Consider the following 21,940-nt stretch of genomic DNA (forward strand, 5'->3'; position numbering starts at 1 on the left):
GGGTGAAGGGGAGAGCGGGGCTGCTCGCACTGCACCGCGCGTGGGGCGCGAATCGACGGAGGGCTAGACCTTGGCGCCCGGGGTCGCCTGGAACAGCTCGTTGAACTCGGTGAGCGCCTTGTTGATGTTCGCCTTGATGTCGGCGGTCAGCTCGCGCTTGGCGACCAGGTCCAGGACGATGTTCGGGTACTTGCTGTCCACGAACTCCAGCATCTCCTTCATCCAGCGGACCACGTCACCCACCGGCACCTGGCGGATCCACCCGCGCTTGCCGGCGTCGTCCTTGTTCGTCGCCGCGTAGATCTGGATGACCTGACGCTCGACGGACAGGGGCTCGTACTGGCCCTGCTTGAGCAGCTCCACCATGCGGGCGCCGCGCGCCAGCGTCTCCTGCGTGGCCTTGTCCAGGTCGGAGCCGAACTGGGCGAACGCCGCCAGCTCGCGGTACTGCGCCAGCTCCAGCTTCATGGAGCCCGCGACCTGCTTCATGGCCTTGATCTGCGCCGCGGAACCCACGCGCGACACGGAGAGGCCCACGTTGATGGCCGGGCGGACGCCGGAGAAGAACAGGTCCGTCTCCAGGAAGATCTGCCCGTCGGTGATGGAGATGACGTTCGTCGGGATGTAGGCGGACACGTCACCCGCCTGCGTCTCGATGATGGGGAGCGCCGTGAGGGAGCCCGCGCCCTCCTCGTCGGACAGCTTGGCGGCGCGCTCCAGCAGGCGGCTGTGGATGTAGAACACGTCGCCCGGGTACGCCTCGCGGCCCGGCGGGCGGCGCAGCAGCAGCGACAGCTGGCGGTACGCCACGGCCTGCTTGGAGAGGTCGTCGTACACGATGAGGCCGTGCATCTTGTTGTCGCGGAAGTACTCGCCGATGGCGACGCCCGCGTACGGGGCGAAGTACTGCATGGGCGCCGGGTCGGACGCGTTCGCCGCGACCACCGTCGTGTACTCCATGGCGCCGTAGCGGTTCAGCTTCTCCACCACCTGCGCGACGGTGGACTGCTTCTGCCCGATGGCGACGTAGATGCAGTAAACGCCCAGGCCCTTCTGGTTGATGATGGCGTCCACCGCGACGGCCGTCTTGCCCGTCTGGCGGTCACCGATGATGAGCTCGCGCTGCCCGCGGCCCACCGGCACCAGCGCGTCCAGCGCCTTGATGCCCGTCTGCAGGGGCTCGTGCACGGACTTGCGCTTCACGATGCCGGGCGCCTTCACCTCCAGGCGGCGGTGCTCGGTGGCCTCGATGGGGCCCTTGCCGTCCACCGGCTGGCCCAGCGCGTTCACCACGCGGCCCAGCAGGCCCTTGCCCACCGGCACGGAGGCGATCTGCCCGGTGCGCTTCACGGTGTCACCCTCGCGGATGTCCTTGAACTCACCCATGATGGCGACGCCGACGTTGTCCTCTTCCAGGTTGAGGACCAGGCCCTGCACGCCGTTGGCGAACTCCACCAGCTCGCCGGCCAGCGCGCCTTCCAGGCCGTACACGCGGGCGATACCGTCGCCCACGGACAGCACGGTGCCGGTCTCGGCGACGGTGACCTTCTTGCCGTAGTCCTTGATCTGCTCCCGGATGATTCTGCTGATCTCGTCGGCGCGGATTTCCATGGGCGTCTAGCGTCCTTGCGGAGGGGGCGGCCTGGGAAACGGGGAGGGCCGCCACGAATCTTGATGTACCGGGTGGCCCCCTATCACGCCCACCGGCCCCATCGCAACGCACCACGCGCCGGGGCCTTTTCCCACCCCGGGCCGCCCGTTATCGCGGACGTAAGCCGGTGCTCCGCGCCCCCTGGGAGGACGCCCTCCGGGGCCCGCCCGTCCGGCGGCTCAGGAGCCGGACGCCACCGGGCAGTCCGTCCTGGGCAGCCACACGATGAAGCGGGTGCCGTCCGCCGCCCCCGACTCCACGGAGATGCGCCCGCCGTGCGCCAGGGCGATCTGCCGGACGATGAAGAGCGACAGGCCCAGGCCGTCGTCCGCGGCGCAGACCGCGCGGTGCTTGAAGGGCTCGAAGAGGGTGCCCTGGTACTCCGGCGGCACCCGGCAGTCCGGGTCATGCACCTGGACCGTGATGCCATCCCACCGGCCCTGAAGTTGGAGCACCACGGATGACGTCACCGGCCCGTGGTGCAGGGCGTTGCCCACGAGCGAATCCATCAGCTGGGTGAGCCGCTCCGCGTCCCAGGTGCCCTGGAGGTCGCCGCCGGTGACGAGCCGCAGGTCGCGGCCCGGGTGGGCCTGACGCCGGTCCGCCACCACGCGCTCCGCCAGCTGTCCCAGGTGGACGGAGGTGGCCTGCACGGGCAGCCCGCCGGACAGCCGGGCGCGGGTGAAGTCCAGCAGCTGGCGGATCAACCGCTCCACCCGCCGCACGCCCTGGCCCACCCGCCCCACCTGCTCCGTCAAGGACTCCGGAATCGCCGGGGCGTGCTGGAGGGCGAGCACGTCGAAGTGGAGCCGCTGGAGCGGGGCCTTGAAGCCGTCGCCCGCCGCGTCCAGGAACTGCTCGCGGAAGTGCTCCATGCGCGTCAGGCGCTCCTCGGAGGCCTTGCGGATGCTCACGTCCCACACCGCGCCCAGCCGGACCGCGCGGCCCTGATAGGTGGCCGGACGGCCCATCACCTCCACCGGGATGCGGCGCCCGTCGCGGTGGAGGACCGCCAGCTCGTACGGGGCCTCCACGCCGCGGTCCATCACGTCGCGGGCGGGGGCGCGGAACTCCGGCGCCACCCACTCCAGGATGTTCCGGCCGATCATCTCCGCCGTCTCGTAGTAGCCCAGGAGGCGCCCCAGGCCGGGGCTTATCTCCAGGAACTGCCCGCGGTCGTGGAAGAAGTACCCGTCACAGGAGATCTCCACGATGGAGCGCATGTGCTCCTCGCTCGCGCGCAGCGCCGCCTCCTCGCGAAGGCGCGAGGAGTTGTCGCGCAGCAGCAGCAGCACGCCCGCCCCTAAAGACGCCGGCAGCGCGCTCACCGTGAGGTGGCGCAGCGTGCCCACCTCGCCGAAGCGGCCCGACACCAGCTCCTCCGCCACCCGCTCGCCGGACTGCGCCCGCGCGAGCAGCGGCGACAGCGGCGGCGCCAGCCCCGGCCACGCCTCCGCCAGGAAGCGCCCCACGCACAGCGGCGCCGGCCGGCCGCACAGCGACGCCAGCAGGTCGTTCATCCACAGGAAGCGGGAGTCCACGTCCAGCAGCGCCACCCCCCAACCCGGCGCGTTGAGCAACGCGCCCAGGAAGGGCAGGGTCTCCTCGGGAACCCCCGGGGTCGGAAGGGCTCCGGGAAGCCGTTGGAACACAGGCTGCGGCATGGGCGGGTCGTCTCGAAAAACGCGGGCTTGTCCGCGTTAGTGAGAAGTATACCCATTCCCGGAGCCGACGGGAAATACAGGTTTGACTAGGACTACGGGGCAACCCCGCCAACCCGGGACGTGGGCCGTACCGGGAGTGACAGCCGGCTACTTCAGCTGGCGGCGCATCTCTTCCAGCTGGGTGCGCAGGGTGCCGTCGTAGAGGGTGCCGCCGACCTGGGCGGACACTCCGCCGAGGAGGGCCGGGTCCACGCGGGTCTCCAGCACGACGTTGCGCTGGGTGAGCTGCTGGAGGGACTGCTGGAGGCGGGTGACAGCGTCGGGCGTGAGCGGGACGGCGCTGGTGACCTGACCCCGGACGCGGCCCGCGCGGGCATCCGCCATGTCGCGGTAGAGCCGGGCGATGTCGGGCAGGTAGCCCAGGCGGTTGCGGTCCACCAGCAGGCGCAGCGCGTTGGCCAGCGCGGGCTCCGCGGTGACGGGCAGCGACTGGAGGACGGCCTCCACCACGCGGCTGCGCTGGGCGCGGCTGTAGGCGGGGTTGAGCAGCACGTCCGAAAGCTCGGGGCTCTTACCGACGACGTCGGCGAAGGCGTTGAGCTGCTCGGCGACCACGTCGGTGCGGTTGCCTTCCGCTGCGACGTCGAGGATGGCGCGGGCGTAGCGGCGGGCGATGGAGACGTTCACCATGACGGTGGCGCCCTTAGCATGGGGCGTCCCCCACGGCAATCATGCCGGCTTCGCGCGGTCCGTCCGTGGGAGCCGGGCCGACTGGCGGGGGTGGGGAGGCATCCCTGTCCCCCACTGGGGCGGGCCAGCCCCTGTCCCCATCCGCGCGGGCCAGCGCCCGCCAGCCGACGCCCTGGGAGCATGAGGACTTGGCGGAATGGGCCCGTGCCCGTAGCGTGCGCTCCACCCTCGCCATGCAAGAACCTGTCATCGGCATCGACCTGGGCACCACCAATAGCGTCGTGGCGACCGTGGAAGACGGACGTCCGCGGCTCATCCCCTCGCGCGCGGGTGGGCGCCTCACGCCCTCGGTGGTGGGCCTCACCCGGGCGGGGGACCGCCTGGTGGGGCAGCCGGCCCAGGTCCTGGCGGAGCAGCACCCGGACGCGGTGGTGTGGGCCACCAAGCGCTTCCTGGGGCGTCGCTACACGCCGGAGCTGGTGCAGCAGGCGAAGGCGGTGGTGCCGTACCCGCTGGTGGCCGGCCCCACGGGGGACGTGCGCGTGAAGCTGTCCGGGCGGGTGCTGCCCACCACGCAGGTGTCCGCCTTCATCCTGGGTGAACTGCGCCTGGACGCGCAGGCGCACTTCGGGCGCGACGTGCGCAAGTGCGTCATCACCGTCCCGGCGAACTTCGACGACAACCAGCGCCAGGCCACGCGCGAGGCGGCGGCCATCGCGGGGCTGGAGGTGGTGCGGCTGGTCAACGAGCCCACCGCGGCGGCGCTGGCGTACGGCCTGTCCCGGGGCTTCGAGGGCAGCGCGCTGGTGTTCGACCTGGGCGGCGGCACCTTCGACGTGTCCATCCTGGACGTGAAGGCGGGCGTCTTCGAGGTGAAGGCCACGGGCGGCGACCACGCGCTGGGCGGCGAGGACTTCGACCAGCGCATCGTGCAGTGGCTGCTGGCGCAGGTGGAGGACTCCTTCCAGGACGCGGTCTCCAAGGACGCGCAGTCGCTGCGGCGGCTGAAGGTCGCGGCGGAGGCGGCCAAGCGCGAGCTCACCGAGGCGGAGGAGGCCACCATCTCCGTCGCCGGCCTGGGCGACCACTCGGCGGGCGGCAAGCGCTTCACCGAAATCAACACCGCCCTCACGCGCAGCTTCTTCGAGACGCTGTCGGAGCCGCTGTCGCGGCGCTGCCTGGACGTCTGCAAGAACGTGATGGCCGAGGCGCGGATGGATCCGCGCTCCGTGGACGTGGTGCTGCTGGTGGGCGGGATGACCCGCGTCCCCATGGTGCGCCGGCTGGTGGCGGACTTCTTCGGCCGCGCGCCCTCCACGGACGTGCACCCGGACGAGGCGGTGGCGCTGGGCGCCGCGGTGCAGGCGGACGAGCTCATCCGGCAGGCGGGGCAGGCGCTGCTCCTGGACGTGGCCAGCCAGAGCCTGGGCGTGGGCGTGATGGGGGGCCGGGTGAAGCGGCTCATCGCCAAGAACACGGGCGTGCCGGTGGTGGCGCGCGACATCTTCTTCCCGGGCACCTCCGGCCAGTCCGAGGCGCGCATCCCCGTGTACCAGGGGGAGAGCGAGTTCCAGGACGAGAACCACAAGCTGGGCGAGGTGGTGCTCAAGAACCTGCACGTCGCCGCGCGCGGGGAGACGCCCCTGGAGGTCGTCTTCGAGCTGTCCGGCGAGGGCACCCTCTCCGTGAAGGCCACCGACCTGACCTCCGGCAACATGGAGCTGGTGCGCCTGGAGGCCCGCGCCACCCTCCCGCAGGGCGAGGCGGAGAAGCTGGGCCAGGAGCAATCCCACTACGCCCAGGCCCAGGGCGTGGTGGACGCGCGCAAGGCGGAGGAGACCTTCCGCAAGCTCCTGGTGCGCGGGGAGAAGCTCGCCCGCCTGCTCCAGAAGAGCGCGAGGGAGAACCCCAGCCCGGAGACCGAGTCGGCCGTGGGCACCGTGCAGCAGCTGCTGGTGGGAGGCAAGGACGCGCTCGCGGCGGGAGACGCCGCCCAGTGCGCCCTCATTGCCCGCCAGCTCACGAAACTGCTGTCCGGACGCGCCGAACCGCGCGGCTGACCTCCCATGCCACCACGAGAGCCGTCCACCAGAGCACGTTGTCTCTCCGGGTCCGTGGTGCCTTTCCCGGAGTCCGCTTATCTCCGGGAGTCATGACGAACCCCGGTAATTCTCTCCGCCCGAGAGATCTGGTCTTCGTGGTGGACGACTCGCGGACGGCGCGGGACGTGATGCGGCTGCACCTGTCGCGCATGGGCTGCGACGTCGTGGGGTTGGAGGGGGCGGATGCGTGCCTGGGGGAGCTGGGGAAGCGGGTGCCCGCGCTCATCCTGATGGACCTGCACCTGGAGAAGCTCCAGGGGGACGAGGCGTGCCGGGCGGTGAAGGCGCACGCGGCCGGGCGCAACGTGCCGGTGGTGATGTTCACCGCGGCGGACGAACCGCATGAGGTGATGCACTGTGGCCGTGCGGGCGCGGACGACTTCCTGCCCAAGCCGGTGAGCCAGGACGCGCTGGCGGCGAAGGTGGCGGCGGTGCGGCTGTCGCGCGAGCGCGCCTGGACGGGCCCGCCGCGGGGCAAGGGCGTGCTGCTGGTGGAGGGCGGCCGGTTCCTGCACACCTTCCTGGGCGGCGCGTTGGAGCACGAGGGGCTGCACGTGCTCTACGCCAAGGACCTGGACGACGCGGGCGCGCAGGCGGTGGCCCACGGCGACAAGCTGGATGGCTTCGTGGTGGACGTGTCGCGGCTGCCGCGCGAGGCCCTGTCCCTGGCCGAGCGCCTGCGGGAGCAGTTCCCGCGCAAGCCGCTGGTCCTGATGTCGCGGGTGGAGGAGGCGCCCGACGTGCTGGCGCGGGCGCGGGAGCTGAGCGGCGCGCCGCTCCTCCAGAAGCGGCAGCTGGGCGCGGACGAGCTGCTGGGGCAGGTGATGGCGCGCCTGTCGCCGGGCACCGTGCCCCTGCGGGCCGCGGAGCGGGTGCCCTTCTTCACCGTGGTGGAGTTCTCCGCGCAGGGCGGGCCCGCGCTCAGCGGCTTCAGCCATGACGCCAGCCCCCAGGGCCTCTTCGTGCGCACGTTGACGCCCGCGCGCGAGGGTTCGCGGCTGTCGCTGCGGCTGGTGATGGCCGGCCATCGCACGCCCTGCGAGGCGCAGGCGGTGGTGGCGTGGTGCAACCCGCCCGGGCTGGGCAGCGCCTTCCGCTCGCAGACGGGCATGGGCCTCCGGCTGGAGGGCATGGACGCGCAGCTTCAGCAGCGCTTCGTGCGCTTCGTGCCGCAGACCCTCGGTTTTCCCGCCGCGGGCCCGGCGCGCGCCTCAGGTTTCTGAGAGCATCCCGGGCCTGGGCGCGCGCCCCAAACCCCCGCAATCCCAGGCGGCCCCTGGGGGATTCCCTGCTGGCATGCGTGTCGCAAAGCGCTGCGCTCCGCAAAGCTTGAGAGGGAGGAATCGCGCATGCGCTGGAGTCATTTCGGAAGCGTGGGGCTCACGCTCCTGGCGGTGGGATGCAGTGGCGGGGACGGCACCCCGGACGGGCTGGGCAACGAGCCCGTGCAGCAATCGCTGAAGCTGGAGAGCTTCAACGACTGCGCGAAGCTGGAGCAGTACATCGAGGACACCGCGTCCAAGCAGATGCGCGCGAGCCTGGAGCAGCAGAAGCCTGGCTATTGGGAGCGCTTCGGCCGCAACCGGGGCGTGGACTTCGGCGGCCCGCCGCCCATGTCGGCGGACGGCCCCGAGACGGCGGGCGGCTCCACGACCAACTCGGGCCCGAAGGACTCCACCGGCACCAACAACCAGGTGGAGGGCGTGCACGAGTCGGACTTCGTGCAGAACGACGGCACGCGCATCTTCGTGCTGTCGGGCAACCGGCTGTACGCGCACCGCTCGTGGCCCGCGGAGCAGCTGACGCTGGCGGCGTCGCTGGAGATTGAAGGCTGGCCCCGGGAGATGCTGCTGGACGAGCACGACCGGCTGGTCATCGTCTCGCAGGTGGCCCTGGGACTGCCGGGCATCCCGGCCAAGGGCTCCGCTGGCGGGACCATGGTGCCAATGCCAGACATCGCCTGCACCGCCTTCGGCTGTGGCTTCTACAACGCCGACAGCACCAAGGTGACGACGGTGGACGTGTCGGACGTGGCCCACCCCACGGTGGTGGATCAGCTCTACATGCCCGGCGCCTTCACGCAGGCGCGCCGCGTGGACAGCTCCGTGCGGCTGGTGCTGTCGGATGCGTTCCGCTGGCCGGAGGGCGTGAAGTTCTGGGTGGACTATTCGGAGGACCTCTACAAGGACACGAAGAAGCTGGAGAAGGCCATCGACGCCCTCATCGCCAGCAACGAGCAGCGGATCCGCGCGAGCACGCTGGCGCAGTGGCTGCCCGAGGGCAAGCACGTGGACGCGGCGGGCGTGACGACGGCGGTGCCGGTGTCCTGCGGTGACTTCTACCGGAGCAACGCCCCGTCCGCGCTGGGCTTCGTGACGGTGGCGTCCCTGGACCTGGATGCCCGGGCGGCGGCGCCGGGGCGCACCAGCCTGGTGGCGGAGCCGGGCACGGTGTACGCGTCGAAGGACTCGCTCTACCTGGCGCACTCGCATTACTGGTGGTGGCCGGTGCCGGGGCAGAAGGACTTCACCTACCTGCACAAGTTCGACATCCGCCAGCCGGGCCGCGCGGTGTACGTGGGCTCCGGTACGGTGGAGGGCACCCCCGTCAACCAGTTCGCCCTGGACGAGTACGAGGGCGTGCTGCGCCTGGCCACCACGGTGACCACCCGCGTGCCGGAGCCGGAGCACGAGGACTGGTGGTGGGGCCGCACCACCACGACCAGCCGCGTGACGACGCTGGGCGTGCGGAACGGGCACCTGGCGGAGCTGGGCCGCAGTGAGAACCTGGCCGACGGCGAGCGCATCTTCAGCGCGCGCTTCGTGGGCCCGCGTGGCTACGTGGTCACGTTCCTCCAGATTGATCCGCTCTTCACCTTCGACCTGAGCGACCCGGCGCACCCGCGCAAGGTGGGCGAACTGAAGGTGCCCGGCTTCTCCACGTACATGCACCCGGTGGGCGACCACCACCTGCTGACCATGGGCGTCCACCGGGACGCGGATGGCGGCTGCTGCGGGACGAGCGCGCTGAAGCTGTCGCTCTTCGACGTCAGCGACCTGGCGAACCCGAAGGAGACCGCCACGCAGCTGGTGGGCACCGCCTACGGCTGGAGCGAGGCCGTCTACGAGCACAAGGCCTTCAACTACTTCGCGGCCAAGGGGCTGGTGGCCATCCCCTTCACGGACTACACGCCGTATTACGGCTCCTATGAGGACTACTGGAGGAACTTCCGCACGGAGCTGCGCGTGTTCCGCGTGGACCTGGAGGCGGGCATCTCCCCGGTGGGCGCGGTGTCCATGGCGGACATGTACAAGCGTTCGGGGATGCCGACGTGGAGCTGGTACTACGCGCCGGACGTGCGCCGCAGCGTGATGGCGGATGATTACGTCTACGCCATCAGCGACTCGGGCGTGCGCGTGGCCAAGGTGGACAGCCTCCAGACGCCGCTGGTCACCGTGCCGTTCCTCCCCGCCACCCCCTGACGCAAAGGGCAGGCGGTCAGGCAGGGAGGGGAGGCGCGTCGCTTGCGGCAGCGCATTCCCCTCCCGAAGAGGCTATAGGCCCCGCCATGCCGCCCGAAGCCGCCGAGCCTTCCCTGTCGTCCCCCCCGTCCGGTGGCAAGCGGGGGGAGCTCCGCGCCCTGCTCGCGCTGGCGGTGCCCCTGTGCATCGCGCAGGCGGGCCAGTCGCTGATGAGCGTGACGGACACCTTCATCGTCGGACGGGCCGGCACGTCGGCCCTGGCGGCGGTGGGCCTCAGCCACGCCCTGTTCTTCGCCGTCAGCAGCTTCGGCATGGGGCTGATGATGGGCGTGGATCCGCTGGTGTCCCAGGCCATTGGCGCGGGCAGTCCGCGCCGCGCGCGCGACGTGCTCTGGCAGGGGGTGTGGCTGTCCGCGCTGGTGGGAGTGGTGCTGTGGGCGGTGCTCATCACGGTGCCTTCGGGCCTGCCGTGGGTGGGCGTAGCGGAGGAGCAGATCGTCCAGGTGCGCGCCTTCCTGCACTTCCGGGCGCCCAGCCTGCCGCTGATGCTCATCTTCCTCACGGCGCGCGCGTACCTCCAGGCCATCGGGATGCCCCGGCCGCTGGTGGTGTCCGCGGCGCTGGCCAACGTGGTCAACGTGATGCTGGTGCCGCTGTTCGTCTTCGGCGGCGCGTCCCTGCCGGAGTGGGCGGGGCCGCTCACGCGCGTGCCGGCGATGGGCGCGGCGGGCGCGGCGCTGTCCACGCTGCTGTGCACGGCGCTGGAGGTGCTCATCGTGGCGCTGGCGGTGCGAGGGATTCCCGTCCCCGGCACGTCGTCACTCAAGCCGGTGCTGGCGGATCAGCTGCGGGCGTTCCGGGTGGGGCTGCCCATTGGCCTGCACATCGGGGCGGAGGTGGGCGTCTTCGCGCTCGCGGGCGTGCTGGCCGCGCGGCTGGGGCCGGTGAGCGTGAGCGCGCATCAAATCGCCCTCTCCTTCGCCAGCCTCACGTTCACGATGGCGCTGGGCATCGGCAACGCGGGCAGCGTGCGGGTGGGCTGGGCGGTGGGCGCGCACGACACGCCGCAGGCCCGCCGCAGCGGGCTGATGGCCTTCGCCACCGGCGCGGTGGTCATGTCGATGGGGGGGCTGGTGTTCGCGCTCTTCCCCCACGGCCTGGCGAAGCTGGCGGGCGCGCCGCCGGAGGTGCTGCCCCTGCTGCTGCCGCTCTTGATGGTCAGCGCCATCTTCCAGGTGTTCGACGGCGTGCAGGGCGTGGGCGCGGGCGTGCTGCGCGGCGCCGGGCAGACGCGCTTCACCTTCGTGGCCAACATCGTGGGCCACTACGCCGTGGGCCTGCCCCTGACCCTGCTCCTGGGCTTCCACCTGGGCATGGGCGTGCTGGGCATCTGGTGGGGCCTGTGCGCGGGCCTCATCACCGTGGCCGGGGCCGTGCTGTGGCGCTTCCTGCGCGTCAGCGCGGGCACCCTGCGGCCCCTGGAGGGCTGAGTTCGGACGGGCTGGCTGGAAGGTTACAGTTGCGTAAAAAACTCTAGGAATCTGGGAATCTCTCGCAACCTGAATCTGGATGCTCCGAGAATTGGCGCAGGAGCCCACATGTCCAACTACCGCATCCGCCCTGGCGACACCCTCTCTGCCCTTGCCCAGCGTTTCGGCACCAGCGTCTCCAAGCTGGCGCGCGACAACAACATCGCCAACCCGAACCTCATCTACTCGGGCCGCACGCTGCGCATCGGCCACTCCGGTCGTGACAGCTTCGATGCGGGCGGGGGGCGTCAGGGGCTGCGCGGCGGCGGGCACTCGGGCGGCGGGCGCTCGGGGGGCGTGGGCGGCGGCGCGGACGTGGGTGGCCCGACGGGCGCTGGCCCCAGCAACGCGTCCGCGGCGATGCGCCGGCTGGCGCAGGCGGGCCGCGCGGCGGCGATGGGCATGGGCGGCTACAACAGCCAGGGCCTGTGCGCCACGGGCGTGAGCCGGGCCCTCCGCAACGCCCTGGGCATCAGCGTGTCGGGCAACGGCAACCAGATCGACAACAACCTGCCGCGCGACAAGTTCAAGCAGGTCAACATGTCCCTGGAAGAGGCGTTGAAGATTCCGGGCCTCGTCCTCACGTGGGAGCGGACCTCGTCGGCCGCGGGCAGCATCTACGGCCACACGGCCATCACCACCGGCGACGGCCACTCGTCCGCGAGCGACTTCATCGAGCGCAACACGACGAACAACGGCCGCACGGGCTTCAAGGTCTTCATGCCCACGGTGTAGCTCCCGCCTCGGGCGGTGAAGCCGCTGACGCCCCCGGGGTCCTTGTCCGGGGGCGTTGTCATGTCCGGAGTCCGGGGGTCAGGCCGGCAGGTACTGGCGGATCATCTGCCGCCACACGGGCCAGTCGTGGGTGCCGCCGTGCCAGATGGACAGGTCGTTGCGGATGTCCTTCTGCCAGAGCACCTTGGAGAGGTTCTCGTTGGAGGGGCGGCAGAAGTCGTGCTCGCCCACGGCCAGGGTCATCTCCACGCGGCGCAGGGCGCCCAGGCGCGCGGGTTCGTGGAGGCCGGGCAGCCACTGCGGCGCGGTGTGGAAGTACACCTGTTCGTCGTGGTGGCCGTCGAGGAAGTCGTCCGTCTCGAACTTGCCGCCCAGGGAGATGAGGCGCTGGAAGACTTCCGGGTGGCGCAGGCCCACGTTGTACGTGTGGAAGCCGCCCAGGCTGCACCCGGCGAGCGTGAGCCGCCCGCCGCTGGCGCGGCCTCGCACGAGCGGCACCACCTCTTGCACCACGTAGTCCTCCCACTGGGCATGGCGGGCCACGCGCACGGCCGGGGCGACGTCCTTGTTGTACCAGGACTCCTCGTCCACGGAGTCCACGCACACCACGACGTAGCGGCCCGCGGAGATGCCATCCGCGATGGCGCCAATGAGGCCGAAGTCCTCGGCCTGATAGAAGCGGCCCTTGCTGGTGGGCACCAGGATGACGGGCTCACCCGAGTGCCCGTACAGCAGCACTTCCATGTCCCGGCTCAGCCGCGGGCTGTGCCAGCGGTGGTATTCGCGGTTCATGGCCGCCACCTTAACCGGAGCGCCCGCGCCGCGAGCGCGGCCGGGCGCGGAGGCATGGCGCGCTCAGTCGGCAGTGAACACCTGACGGGGGTCCGCTCCACCCCGCCATGGGGTGAGGAAGGCATCCGCCTCCTGCGCGATGCGCTCCAGCGAGGCGGTCAGCTCATGGCCGTCGTCCACCTCCACCAGCCGCACGTGGCGCTTTCCCTGGGCCCACTCGCGCGAGTAGCGCACGTCGCAGGTGTCGTCCTTGCGGCCGTGGACGATGAGGGTGGGCACGCGCACGTCGGGCCAGACGCCGCGCTTCGCGTCCATGGCCTGGGCCTCCTCCACGATGCCGTGGTGCACGCGCGCGCGGCGCTTCTCCGCGTGGTCGTCCGTCTCCAGGAAGCCCGTGCGCTTCCAGTCCGCCCAGGCGGTGGGGCCCATGCGGCGCTGGAGCTGCTCCACGAAGTGGAAGGCGGGGGCCAGCAGCACCAGCGCCCCCACGCGCGCGTCCTGCTCCGCGGTGCGCGCGGCGACGAGCCCGCCCAGGCTGGAGCCGATGAGCACGGCGCGGTCCTGGGGGCCGCCCAGCGCATCCCGCACGGTGTCCAGCATCGCGTGCAGGCCCAGGTGCTCCAGGGACGGCACTCGCAGGTTCAGCCGCTGGAGGGGGATGCCTTGCTTGGCCCAGTGCGCGTCCAGCCAGACGCCCTTGGCGGAGGCGGGGCCGGAGGCGAAGCCATGCAGGTACAGCCAGCGGGGAGCGGAGGTGGGGGGCGGCGCGTTCATGGGCGCGCACTGTAGCCGCGCTAGAAGCGCAGTACGGGTCCGGCGACGATGCTCTGCAGCGGCTTGGCGCACATGCTGACGCTGACCCCGGCGCTGGCGCTGGTGTCGTCCGCGTCCTTCGTGAACTTCACGTCGCAGAACTGGAGGGCGGTGGCGATGGACACGCCCCACCGGTCGCTGATCCATCCGTCCAGGCCCACGCGGAAGGCCATGCTGGTGACGTCGAAGTCCTCGCGGCGCAGCTGGCCCAGGCTGTTGGGGGTGAAGGGCTGGGACCAGCTCTTCGCCAGCCGGGCGCCGATCCACGGCGTCACCGGCTTGTCGCCCAAAAAGCGCAGGCGGGCCTCCAGCCCCACCGCCGTGTAGTCCAGCTGCACCCGGCTCATCTGGGACGGGTCCTGGGCCTCGGCGAACTGGCGGCCCCAGGTCTGGGTCGTTTCGAAGACCGCGCCCAGGGACAGGCCGGGCGGCGTCTCCACGCCCAGCCAGGCCTGGAGGGCGGGGCCCTTGGCGCGCCAGTCGCTGAAGTGATCCAGGGTGATGCCCGCGCCCAGGGAGACATAGCCGTGCCACCCGTCCGCGACCGCTGGCCCCGCCCCCAGCACGCCCACCAATGCCAGCCACGTCCACTTCGTTTCCATGGCGCCACTGTATGCCGGACCGGGCGCGCGGCTAGGCTTGGCGCCATGTCCGTTACTTTCGAAGTCGCGGCGGCCACGGTCCGCGACGCCCTCACCGACGCGGGGCGGGGGCTGGTGGAGCGCGAGGCGATGGTGGAGCTGGTGGCGCTGTCGGCGGTGGCGGGCGAACACCTGCTCGTCGTCGGGCCGCCGGGCACCGCGAAGAGCGAGGCGGTGCGCAGGACGGCGCGCGGCCTGGGCGGCTCCTACTTCGAATACCTGCTGGGGCGCTTCACGGAGCCGTCCGAAATCTTCGGGCCGGTGGACCTGCGCAGGCTGCGCGAGGGCGTGGTGGAGACGGAGACGGCGGGCATGCTCCCGGAGGCGGAGGTGGCCTTCCTGGACGAAGTGTTCCTGGGCTCCACCGCCATCCTCAACACGCTGCTGGGGCTGCTCAACGAGCGCACGTTCCGGCGCGGGCACACGCGCATGCAGTGTCCGCTGCGGGTGTGCGTGGGCGCGTCCAACGCGCTGCCGGAGGACGACGCGCTGGCCGCGTTCGCGGACCGCTTCCTCGCGCGCATCTTCGTGGAGCCGGTCCCGGATCCCCGACTGGAGGAGCTGCTCGCGGGGGGCGCGTCGCTGTGGACGGACGCGGTGCCGCGCGTGGCGTCGCTGGAGGCGCTGGACGTGCTGGCGAACGCCGCTCGATGCGCGGCCCTGGAGCCGGTGCGGCCACACCTGGCGCAGGCGCTGCGGGCGCTGCGGTCCGCGGGCATTGGCCTGTCGGACCGGCGCGCGGTGAAGGTGCAGCGGCTGGTGGCGGCGGCGGCGGTGCTGGCGGGGCGGACGACGCCGGGCGTCGCGGACCTGTGGCCGCTCGTCTATGCGGTGCCCACGAAGGAAGCGCAGGCGCTGGCGCGGGACGTGCTGCGAGACGTGCTCGCCGGGTCGGAGAACGCGGCGCTGCCGGCCGCGGCGCTGGAGGCGAGCGCGGGGCCGCTCGCGCGGGCTCAGCGCATCGCGCAGGCGGGGCAGGCGTTGCTGGATTCGCGGCCTCAGGACGCGGATGAGGACGCGGTGGCCGCATGGCGGCTCAAGCTGGAGGGCGTGGCGCGCGAGATGGACGCGGGCTTCGCGCCGGAAGCGCTGCCGGAGGCCCTGCGCGCGCTGCGTGGTGAGGTGGCCGCGTTGCTGAGTGGCGCGGGGAGGTGCGTGGCTTGAGGCATGCCGCGCGGCGTGAGGACGTGCGGCTTCGCGGCGTGCGTCAAGCCCCCTGTCGGGCGCGCCGCCCCCTTCGTCCGTCGTGGGAGGCGTTCTAGAGTGACCGGGTGAGCCACGGGCGTCATGGCGGTTCCTCCCGGTGCGGGATGCGCGGAGGCAGGGAGTCATGAGGCCCGCACTGGAGCCTGTCGTCGCGGATCGGCCCGTGCGCTGGCGCCCTCGTGTGCTGCCCCTGGAGCCTGTCGCCGTGGCCGGTGTGGGCCCGGTGGCGCGTGCGTTGGGACAGCGTGCTTCGCGCGCGGAGGCCGCCACGCTGGCGGCGTGGAGCGGCGTCTCGGGGCCGGGCGTGCTCGTGCTCCTGGGGGCCTCCGCGTCGCTGCCCTGGGTCGATGGCTCGGTGTACCTGGGACGGGATCCGTTGGCCCCCGCGCTCCTGTTGCCTTGCGCGCTGGAGCCGGACGTGGCGGTGTCGCTGTTGGAGCGCGCGTTGCTCGCGGGGCAGGGGGATGCGCCGCTCGCGGTGCTGCCTGCGTCCGGCCTGCTCATCCCCGTGGGTGTGGCTCAGCCCGTCGTGCGGGCCTCGCTGGCGGGCTGGTTGGCCTCGTGGGATGGCGGGGAGTCCGCGCCGTGACCGCGCTGCCCCCCGCGTTGCGTCCCTGGGCGGCCCAGCTCTCCCTCTTCCCGGAGGACCTCGCGCTGCACCTGGGCCCGTACGTGGCGCGGTTGTCGGCGGCGCTCGGGACGTTGCGGCCTCGCGGCGAGGCCGAGGGCGGTGAGCCCCAGGGCTATGACGGACTCTCCCGCCGCGGGCCCTTCGAGCGGCTGCTCGTCAGCGAATGGCTCTGGGCACTGGAGGCGCCCGAGGAGCTGGTGCGGCGCGCGGCGTTCGGAGAGCTGGCGTTCCTCAAGCCCGCCTTCCGTGCGCCCCAGGGCGCCCGGCGCACCGTGGTGCTGCTGGACGTGGGGCCGGATCAACTGGGGCTCCCCCGCATCGCGCACCTGGTGTTGCTCATCGTGCTCGCGCGCCGGGCGGAGGCCGTGGGGGCCGCCTTCACCTGGGGCGCGCTCCAGTCCGACCCCGCGCGCGCCACCTGGACGGGCCTGGAGGTCCATTCGCTCCTCGCGTGGCTGGGGGCCCGCTCGCCGGAGCCCGCGTCCGCGCGCCACCTGTCCGCGTGGCGCGAGGCCCTGGAGCTGCGGCACGCACCCGGCGACGCGTGGCTCGTGGGCGCACCGCGCCTCGCGCGGCTGGAGGGCGCGGAGGGCCTGTCCCGCGTGGAGGTCGTCGAGCCGATGGAGCCCGGCGCGCATCGGCTCGCGGTGGACGTGCGGCCTTCGGCCCGCGCTCCTCGCTCGGTGGTGCTGGAGCTGCCGCCGCCGGATGACTGCCTGCGCCTGCTGCGCAACCCCTTCGGCCCCGGCCACCGCTCACCGCCGGCGTACCTTCGCAAGGTCGACCGGCGCATCATCGGCTTCTCCTTCTCCGGGGACGGACGGCGCGTGCTGCTGTTCTCCGCGGATGGCGGCGTCGAGGGCATGGCCGTGCCTCACTCACCGCGCGCCACCGTGCCCAAGCCCCGGCGCGTCCAGGTCCCCAGCGGACAGCGGGTCGTGGCCGCTGGCTGGCGTTCCTCGGGGGGGCTGCTCGTCCTGGCGCGCCATCAGCACGAGTATGTGATGCACGGGCTGGTGCGCACGCCGGAGGGCTTCCGCAAGGCGCGCTACCAGGCGCTGGATGATTCCCAGCGGCCGGATCCTCCGCCGGGCGCGCTGCCGTTGCCGCTGATGAGCTGGGTGGATCCTCGCGGCCAGGAACACCTCTGGTTGAGGGACGGCAGGGGACGGCTGTTCTCCCTGGCGCGTCCCAAGGAGGAGGGGACGTCGGCGCTGTTCGTGGAGGAGGAGCAGTCCTCCGCGATGGCGGAGGTGCATTCGCGCCTGGTCTGCGTCCTTCCTCCCGAGGGTGGCGAGCCGGGGCAGGCGGTCATCTCGCGGCTCAAGATGCTGGGCGAGGAGCCGGCCCGGCTCACTCCGCTCAATGCCCGCCGGGGGGAGGCCTTCTTTGGTTACTCCCCATCCTCCGCGCATCCAGACGCGGGGCTGCTCGCGGTGCGCGACCAGGACCTGGACTGGCGGCTGTTCCTGGACACGGGGGTGTCCGTCATCCTCATGCCGGAGGCGTATCGCGTGGTGGGCGTGGTGCAGCCTCCCGCGCCGGCTCCTCCCGGGCTGGTCGCGCTGGATCCGGATCAACGCACCTTCCGATTCTTCTCGCGACAGTCGCCCCAGGCGCTCGCGGTGGCCAGTGCCCCCGTCGTGCAGGCGGCGGCGAGCCACGGGCAGCCGGTGTTCGGCTGGCTGACGGACGCCGGCGAGTTCGTGTTGTGGGACCTGATGGAGAAGACCGTGCTCTACCGGGCCTTCCCGGCGGCGGCGTCATGAGTGCTTCGTCCGCGGCCTTGCGTCCCCGTGCGCACGTGCACCGGGGGACGGTGGTGGCGATGGCCTTCTGGTTCCATCCCGGGACGTTGGGGGAGCCCGAGGTCCGCCGCCGCGTGCTGGCGGCCTGGATGCCCGGGGCCACCGTGTGGGCGCTGGCGGGAGGCCACCTGCTCAGGCTGGCGGCGCCGTGCAAGGTCGCGGTGGAGCACGCGCCGGGCCTGCCCCTGGTGATGGAGGCCGGCGTGCTGACCAGCGCGCCGCTGACGCCGAAGGAGCGCGAACGGCTGTCGCCGCCGCCCGGCTCCGTCGTGCTGGTGCACGAGGGGGTCGCGACGCTGCACACGCCAGGCGCGTTGCGACCGGTGGATCCAGGCGCGTGGCTGGACGTGTCGGCGTGGCGTCGCGTGCGGGTGAAGGGCCTGGGGGCGCCCCCTCCGGACATGCAGGATGTGTTGCAGCCCCTGCCGCCACCCACGCGAGCGTGGTTCGGACCGAAGGTGCCCGCGCTCGCGCCCGAAGCCCAGCGCATGCTGGCGCGCATGACGGGGCTGGAGCTTCCCGTGGTGCCAGAGGGCTTCCTGGTGAAGCTGAAGCGGGCTTTCTCCAGGAAGCCGGGCGGAGCGACGCCGGTCGCGCTGCGCGAGGAGTCGTCCGCACGTCGAGGAGGGCTGCTCGCACGACTGCGACAGGCCTTCCGCGCGAGACACACGGGCTCGCGGGAGGGCGTGGCGACCTCGCGGCGCGCGGGCCTGCTGAGCCGGTGGTGGGGTGCGCTCTTCGCGGGTGCAAGCGCCTCGAAGGCTCACGTCCCGGAGGCCAGCACTCCTGGGGCGCTCACCCAGCGCGCATCCCGCCCGGGTCCGTGGCGATGGCTCTTCGGTTCAGCGGGCGCACCGGCGGGTTGGCTCTCGCGGCTGCTGGGGGGACGGCCTGACGCCGCTGGCGCCAGCACCTCGCATGACCCGGGGCCTCCACGCCCTTCCGAGTCGCGGGGGCCCGGCGCGCTCGAACGGCTGAAGAAGTGGATGCTCCAGCACACCCCGCTGGGGCAGCTGGTGGGCCAGCGCAAGGGCGACTACCTGCGCCGCCTCTTCGAACTCTTCGAGCAGGGCAACCTCGACGAGGCCCTGCGCCACGCGGTTCCCCTGGGCAAGGACATGGACGCGCGGGCGAAGCTGGCGCTCGGCATCCCCGGGCCGCGTCAGGAGCTGCGCATCCGCCCTCGCGGTCGTGGCGGCGCCGCGCAGGTGTTCGGCGGCGGCCCCGAGGTGTTCGAGGCGCTGCGCGAGCGCTACCGCGAGACCTTCCGCCTGCTGGTTCGCGCGGGCCGCATCGATGAGGCCGCCTTCGTCCTGGCGGAGCTGCTGGACGCGGCGGAGGAGGCCGTGTCGTTCCTGGAACAGCACGGCCGCCTGGTGCTCGCCGCCGAGCTCGCCGAGGGCCGCAACCTTCCCGCGAGCCTGGTGGTGCGCCAATGGTTCCTCGCGAAGGACGAGGCGCGCGCGGTGGCCATCGCCCGGCGCTCGGGCGCGTTCGCGGACGCGGTGCTGCGCCTGGAGAAGACCCATCCCCCCGAGGCCCAGGCGCTGCGGCGCCTGTGGGCGGAGTCCCTCGCGGAGGCCGGAGATTGGGCGCGCGCGGTCGATGCCATCTGGCGGGTCCCCGGCGCGCGCTCCCTGGCGCGCGCCTGGGTGGACCGGGGCATCCAGGCCGGTGGCGTGAGCGGCGCGAAGCTCCTGGCGCGGCTGGCGCTCGGGTTCGAGGACGGCTTCGGCGCCGCGCGGGCGGATGTGGAGGCCCTGCTGTCGGACGACGCCCCGGAGCGCGCCCCGGAGCGGCTGACCTTCGCCACGGAGCTGCTGCGGGACGACCCCTCCGATGCTCGGGCCACCCTCCTCGTGCCCACCCTCCGCGCGCTGATGCGCGACGCGTTCATGGAGGTCCCGCTGCCGTTGAACGCGCTGATCCACCAGCTGCGCTCCCTGAGCACTCCTGGCGTGGCCGCGCTCTACACGGACCTCCCGGCGCCGAAGGCCGTGCACGCGAAGCCGTGGGCCGAGTCCCGGGATGTGCCCTCCGTGCAGGTGGTGATGGACGCGAACGACGCGGGCGCCCACGCCGTGCACGACGCGGTGGTGCTGCCGGGGCGGCGCGTGCTGCTCGCGCTCGGCGAGGCGGGCGCGCGGCTGGTGGGCGCGGACGGACGCACGCTGGCGTGGTTCGACGTGCCGGCGTTCGCGCTGGTCATCTCCACCCAGGGGCACCGGGCCCTCGCGCTGGCGCGCCGGGGCGACCTGTGGCGCCTGTCGCGGCTGGACCTGGTGGAGCGCCGCGCCTCGCGCTGGTGCGACACGGAGCTGGACGCGTGGGCCACCACGTACGACGGGGACCGGTGGTTCACCGCCGTGCGCGACACCGTGCGGATGGTGGACACGCTGGCGATGGAGCCGCGCGCCCTCTGGCGCGTGGCGGAGCCCGGCGGCGCGGTGCTGTCGCTGGGCGTCGACGCGAAGCACCTGTCCTTCCTCGTCCTGCACCTGGCCTCGGACCAGGACTTCCAACGCCTGGAGCGCTGGACCTATGAGCTGGAGGGCGGCCCCACCTTGCGCCAGCGCGCGGACGTGCCGGACCTCACCTGGACGCCGGACGTCCACTCGCTCACGGCGGATGGAGAGGTGCTCGCGGGGCGCAGCGCGCGGCCCGAAGGCGAGGAGCCCGCGCCCTGGCCCTTCCTGCTCCCCTTCTCCTCGCGGCGCCTGCGCGAGCTGCCGTGGCGCGATCCGCGGCGCGTGGGCGTGGTGCTGGGGCGCTCCTGGAGCGTGACCCGCTGCGTCTCCGGCGAAGTCCAGCAGGCGCACCTCACCGACCTCGCGGGGCACCCTCGCGCGACGTTCCTGTTCTCCGGCGCCCCACCGCAGGTCGTGCGGCTCACCGACGACTGGTGCCTCGTCCACGACCGGTTCGGCCGCGTGGTGTGGCTGGACCTGCACTCGGGAGAGGTCCACCGCGTGCCGGTGGTGTGAAGCGCGAGCGCCGCTTCAGGCGCAGCGCAGATGGCTGGGCACGATGACGATGCTCGCCGTGAGCGCGCACGCGGCGTCGTCCACCTCCAGCACCACCCGCACCCCCTCCACCGTCACCAGCAGCGAGGGCTGCTCGCTGTGCAGCGCCATCAGCCACGACGAGGCCAGCGGCAGCTCCGTCGCCGCCAGCTCCGCGGCCCGCAGCAGGTGCACGCGCACGGAGTGGCGCACGGGGGCTGGCAGCGCATGCAGGCTGTAGAGCGAGTCGTCCGGCAGGCGCAGCGCGTACGGCATGCGCGGCGGCTCCGGCTCGCGGCTGGGCAGCTCACGCAGCCGCGCGGACAGCTCCTCCACCAGCGCCTCCGGCCGCGGCGGCTTGCGCAGGAAGCCCACCACCCCGCGCAGCGGCACGTCCGGCGGGCCACTCGCCGACGACACCATCATCACCGACAGGTGCCTCAGCCGCGTGTCCGTGCGCAGCTGGCTGTACAGCTCCCAGCCATCCAGCCGCGGCAGGACCAGGTCCAACAGGATGAGGTCCGGATGCTGTGCCCTCGGGCGATGACGCAGCCAGTCCAACGCCTCCGCGCCGTCGGACACGTGCGACACCACGAAGCCCGCTTCGCTCGCGGCGCGACCCACGCCGTCCCGCCACGTCCGGTCGTCCTCGACGAGCAGCAGGTGGTGGATCCCCAAAGCCATTCCGTGGATTCGACTCTTTTCCTTGGATTCTTGTAGCAGACCTGGGTCTGACGGGAGCCCCACCGTCACCTGTCAGACAGTGCGGGTCGGGGACTGTTCCCCCCAGGCGCTCAGCGCACGACAGCTTGGACACCGTGAAGCTGTCATCTTGCAGGGACGCTGCAAGTGCACACCCTTGCGGAGGTCATGGCCTACCGCTTCCAGTTGGAGCCGCAAGTGGTGTGCATGCTCACGGCGTGTCCGTCCGCGGTGCGCGAGCGGCTTCAGGAGGAGCTGGGCGCGCTGGTCGGGCGGATGCCGTCCATCCCGGTGCCTCGGCCGGGGCGGGAGGGGGCGGTGGTGCTCGCGAGTGGCTTCCAGGTGCGCTACCGGCTGGAGCCCACGGAGGGGCTCCTGCGGTTGACGACGCTGCGGCGGTTGGGGCTGGTCCGTTCGACTTCCTCCTGACGCCTCCGCCACGCGGTCCTTGTCGCATGAGAGGGGGGCGCCTAAGTCGGTGGAGACCTCCGC

The 21,940-nt window shown here is 72.3% G+C and carries 17 protein-coding genes; 10 read left to right on the forward strand and 7 right to left on the reverse strand.

Annotated features, from left to right (window positions below; translation table 11 throughout):
* Nucleotides 1-63: 63 nt before the first annotated feature.
* The 3 genes from atpA to atpH all read right to left on the reverse strand — a co-directional run bounded on the left by atpA (nucleotide 64) and on the right by atpH (nucleotide 4,005).
* The gene (atpA, locus tag FOF48_RS19145; RefSeq protein WP_143903710.1) at nucleotides 64-1,611 is read right to left on the reverse strand and encodes a F0F1 ATP synthase subunit alpha; all 1,548 of its coding nucleotides are present in this window, start codon (nucleotides 1,609-1,611) and stop codon (nucleotides 64-66) included.
* Between the two features lie 219 nt (nucleotides 1,612-1,830).
* The gene (locus FOF48_RS19150) at nucleotides 1,831-3,315 is read right to left on the reverse strand and encodes an ATP-binding protein (protein WP_143903712.1); all 1,485 of its coding nucleotides are present in this window, start codon (nucleotides 3,313-3,315) and stop codon (nucleotides 1,831-1,833) included.
* A gap of 147 nt (nucleotides 3,316-3,462) precedes the next feature.
* Nucleotides 3,463-4,005, reverse strand: a complete 543-nt coding sequence (atpH, locus tag FOF48_RS19155) for an ATP synthase F1 subunit delta (RefSeq protein ID WP_143903714.1) — start codon at nucleotides 4,003-4,005, stop codon at nucleotides 3,463-3,465.
* A gap of 233 nt (nucleotides 4,006-4,238) precedes the next feature.
* Here atpH and FOF48_RS19160 point away from each other — a divergent pair, with 233 nt between their 5' ends.
* The 5 genes from FOF48_RS19160 (at nucleotide 4,239) to FOF48_RS19180 (ending at nucleotide 11,853) form a co-directional block, all read left to right on the forward strand.
* On the forward strand, nucleotides 4,239-6,065 hold the full coding sequence (locus tag FOF48_RS19160) for an Hsp70 family protein (RefSeq protein WP_143903716.1): 1,827 nt from the start codon (nucleotides 4,239-4,241) through the stop codon (nucleotides 6,063-6,065).
* A 92-nt stretch (nucleotides 6,066-6,157) separates the two neighbouring features.
* A complete protein-coding gene (locus FOF48_RS19165) occupies nucleotides 6,158-7,330 on the forward strand; it encodes a TIGR02266 family protein (protein ID WP_143903718.1) in 1,173 nt (390 codons plus the stop codon).
* Between the two features lie 126 nt (nucleotides 7,331-7,456).
* On the forward strand, nucleotides 7,457-9,589 hold the full coding sequence (locus tag FOF48_RS19170; RefSeq protein ID WP_143903720.1) for a beta-propeller domain-containing protein: 2,133 nt from the start codon (nucleotides 7,457-7,459) through the stop codon (nucleotides 9,587-9,589).
* A gap of 86 nt (nucleotides 9,590-9,675) precedes the next feature.
* Nucleotides 9,676-11,079, forward strand: coding sequence for an MATE family efflux transporter (locus tag FOF48_RS19175; protein ID WP_143903722.1), 1,404 nt, complete (start codon nucleotides 9,676-9,678; stop codon nucleotides 11,077-11,079).
* Between the two features lie 108 nt (nucleotides 11,080-11,187).
* Nucleotides 11,188-11,853, forward strand: coding sequence for a LysM peptidoglycan-binding domain-containing protein (locus FOF48_RS19180; protein ID WP_186001976.1), 666 nt, complete (start codon nucleotides 11,188-11,190; stop codon nucleotides 11,851-11,853).
* 78 nt (nucleotides 11,854-11,931) lie between these two features.
* On the opposite strand, the gene FOF48_RS19185 is transcribed toward FOF48_RS19180, so the two are convergent.
* From FOF48_RS19185 to FOF48_RS19195, 3 genes are all read right to left on the reverse strand, one after another.
* Nucleotides 11,932-12,645: an esterase family protein gene (locus tag FOF48_RS19185; protein WP_143903726.1), complete on the reverse strand. Its 714-nt coding sequence runs from the start codon at nucleotides 12,643-12,645 to the stop codon at nucleotides 11,932-11,934.
* A 63-nt stretch (nucleotides 12,646-12,708) separates the two neighbouring features.
* Nucleotides 12,709-13,419: a YqiA/YcfP family alpha/beta fold hydrolase gene (locus tag FOF48_RS19190; protein WP_143903728.1), complete on the reverse strand. Its 711-nt coding sequence runs from the start codon at nucleotides 13,417-13,419 to the stop codon at nucleotides 12,709-12,711.
* Between the two features lie 20 nt (nucleotides 13,420-13,439).
* Nucleotides 13,440-14,060 (reverse strand): hypothetical protein, encoded by a 621-nt coding sequence (locus tag FOF48_RS19195; protein WP_143903730.1) that lies wholly within the window; start codon nucleotides 14,058-14,060, stop codon nucleotides 13,440-13,442.
* A gap of 45 nt (nucleotides 14,061-14,105) precedes the next feature.
* On the opposite strand from FOF48_RS19195, the gene FOF48_RS19200 reads away from it, so the two are divergent.
* The 4 genes from FOF48_RS19200 to FOF48_RS19215 all read left to right on the forward strand — a co-directional run bounded on the left by FOF48_RS19200 (nucleotide 14,106) and on the right by FOF48_RS19215 (nucleotide 20,728).
* Nucleotides 14,106-15,263: an AAA family ATPase gene (locus tag FOF48_RS19200; protein WP_143903732.1), complete on the forward strand. Its 1,158-nt coding sequence runs from the start codon at nucleotides 14,106-14,108 to the stop codon at nucleotides 15,261-15,263.
* Nucleotides 15,264-15,429: 166 nt separating this feature from the next.
* Nucleotides 15,430-15,894: a hypothetical protein gene (locus FOF48_RS19205; RefSeq protein ID WP_143903734.1), complete on the forward strand. Its 465-nt coding sequence runs from the start codon at nucleotides 15,430-15,432 to the stop codon at nucleotides 15,892-15,894.
* Entirely contained in the window at nucleotides 15,891-17,705 is a 1,815-nt protein-coding gene (locus tag FOF48_RS19210) for an LpqB family beta-propeller domain-containing protein (RefSeq protein WP_143903736.1), read from the forward strand. The genes FOF48_RS19205 and FOF48_RS19210 overlap by 4 nt, the downstream gene beginning before the upstream one ends.
* Nucleotides 17,702-20,728: a bpX6 domain-containing protein gene (locus FOF48_RS19215; RefSeq protein WP_143903738.1), complete on the forward strand. Its 3,027-nt coding sequence runs from the start codon at nucleotides 17,702-17,704 to the stop codon at nucleotides 20,726-20,728. The genes FOF48_RS19210 and FOF48_RS19215 overlap by 4 nt, the downstream gene beginning before the upstream one ends.
* 15 nt (nucleotides 20,729-20,743) lie before the next feature.
* On the opposite strand, the gene FOF48_RS19220 is transcribed toward FOF48_RS19215, so the two are convergent.
* Complete coding sequence (locus tag FOF48_RS19220) at nucleotides 20,744-21,430, reverse strand: response regulator (protein ID WP_143903740.1); 687 nt, start codon at nucleotides 21,428-21,430, stop codon at nucleotides 20,744-20,746.
* A gap of 186 nt (nucleotides 21,431-21,616) precedes the next feature.
* Between FOF48_RS19220 and FOF48_RS19225 the strand changes: the two genes are divergently transcribed.
* Nucleotides 21,617-21,877 (forward strand): hypothetical protein, encoded by a 261-nt coding sequence (locus tag FOF48_RS19225; RefSeq protein ID WP_143903742.1) that lies wholly within the window; start codon nucleotides 21,617-21,619, stop codon nucleotides 21,875-21,877.
* Nucleotides 21,878-21,940: the final 63 nt, after the last annotated feature.

It is taken from the genome of Corallococcus sp. Z5C101001, from assembly GCF_007352635.1.
Classification (GTDB): Bacteria; Myxococcota; Myxococcia; order Myxococcales; family Myxococcaceae; genus Corallococcus; species Corallococcus silvisoli.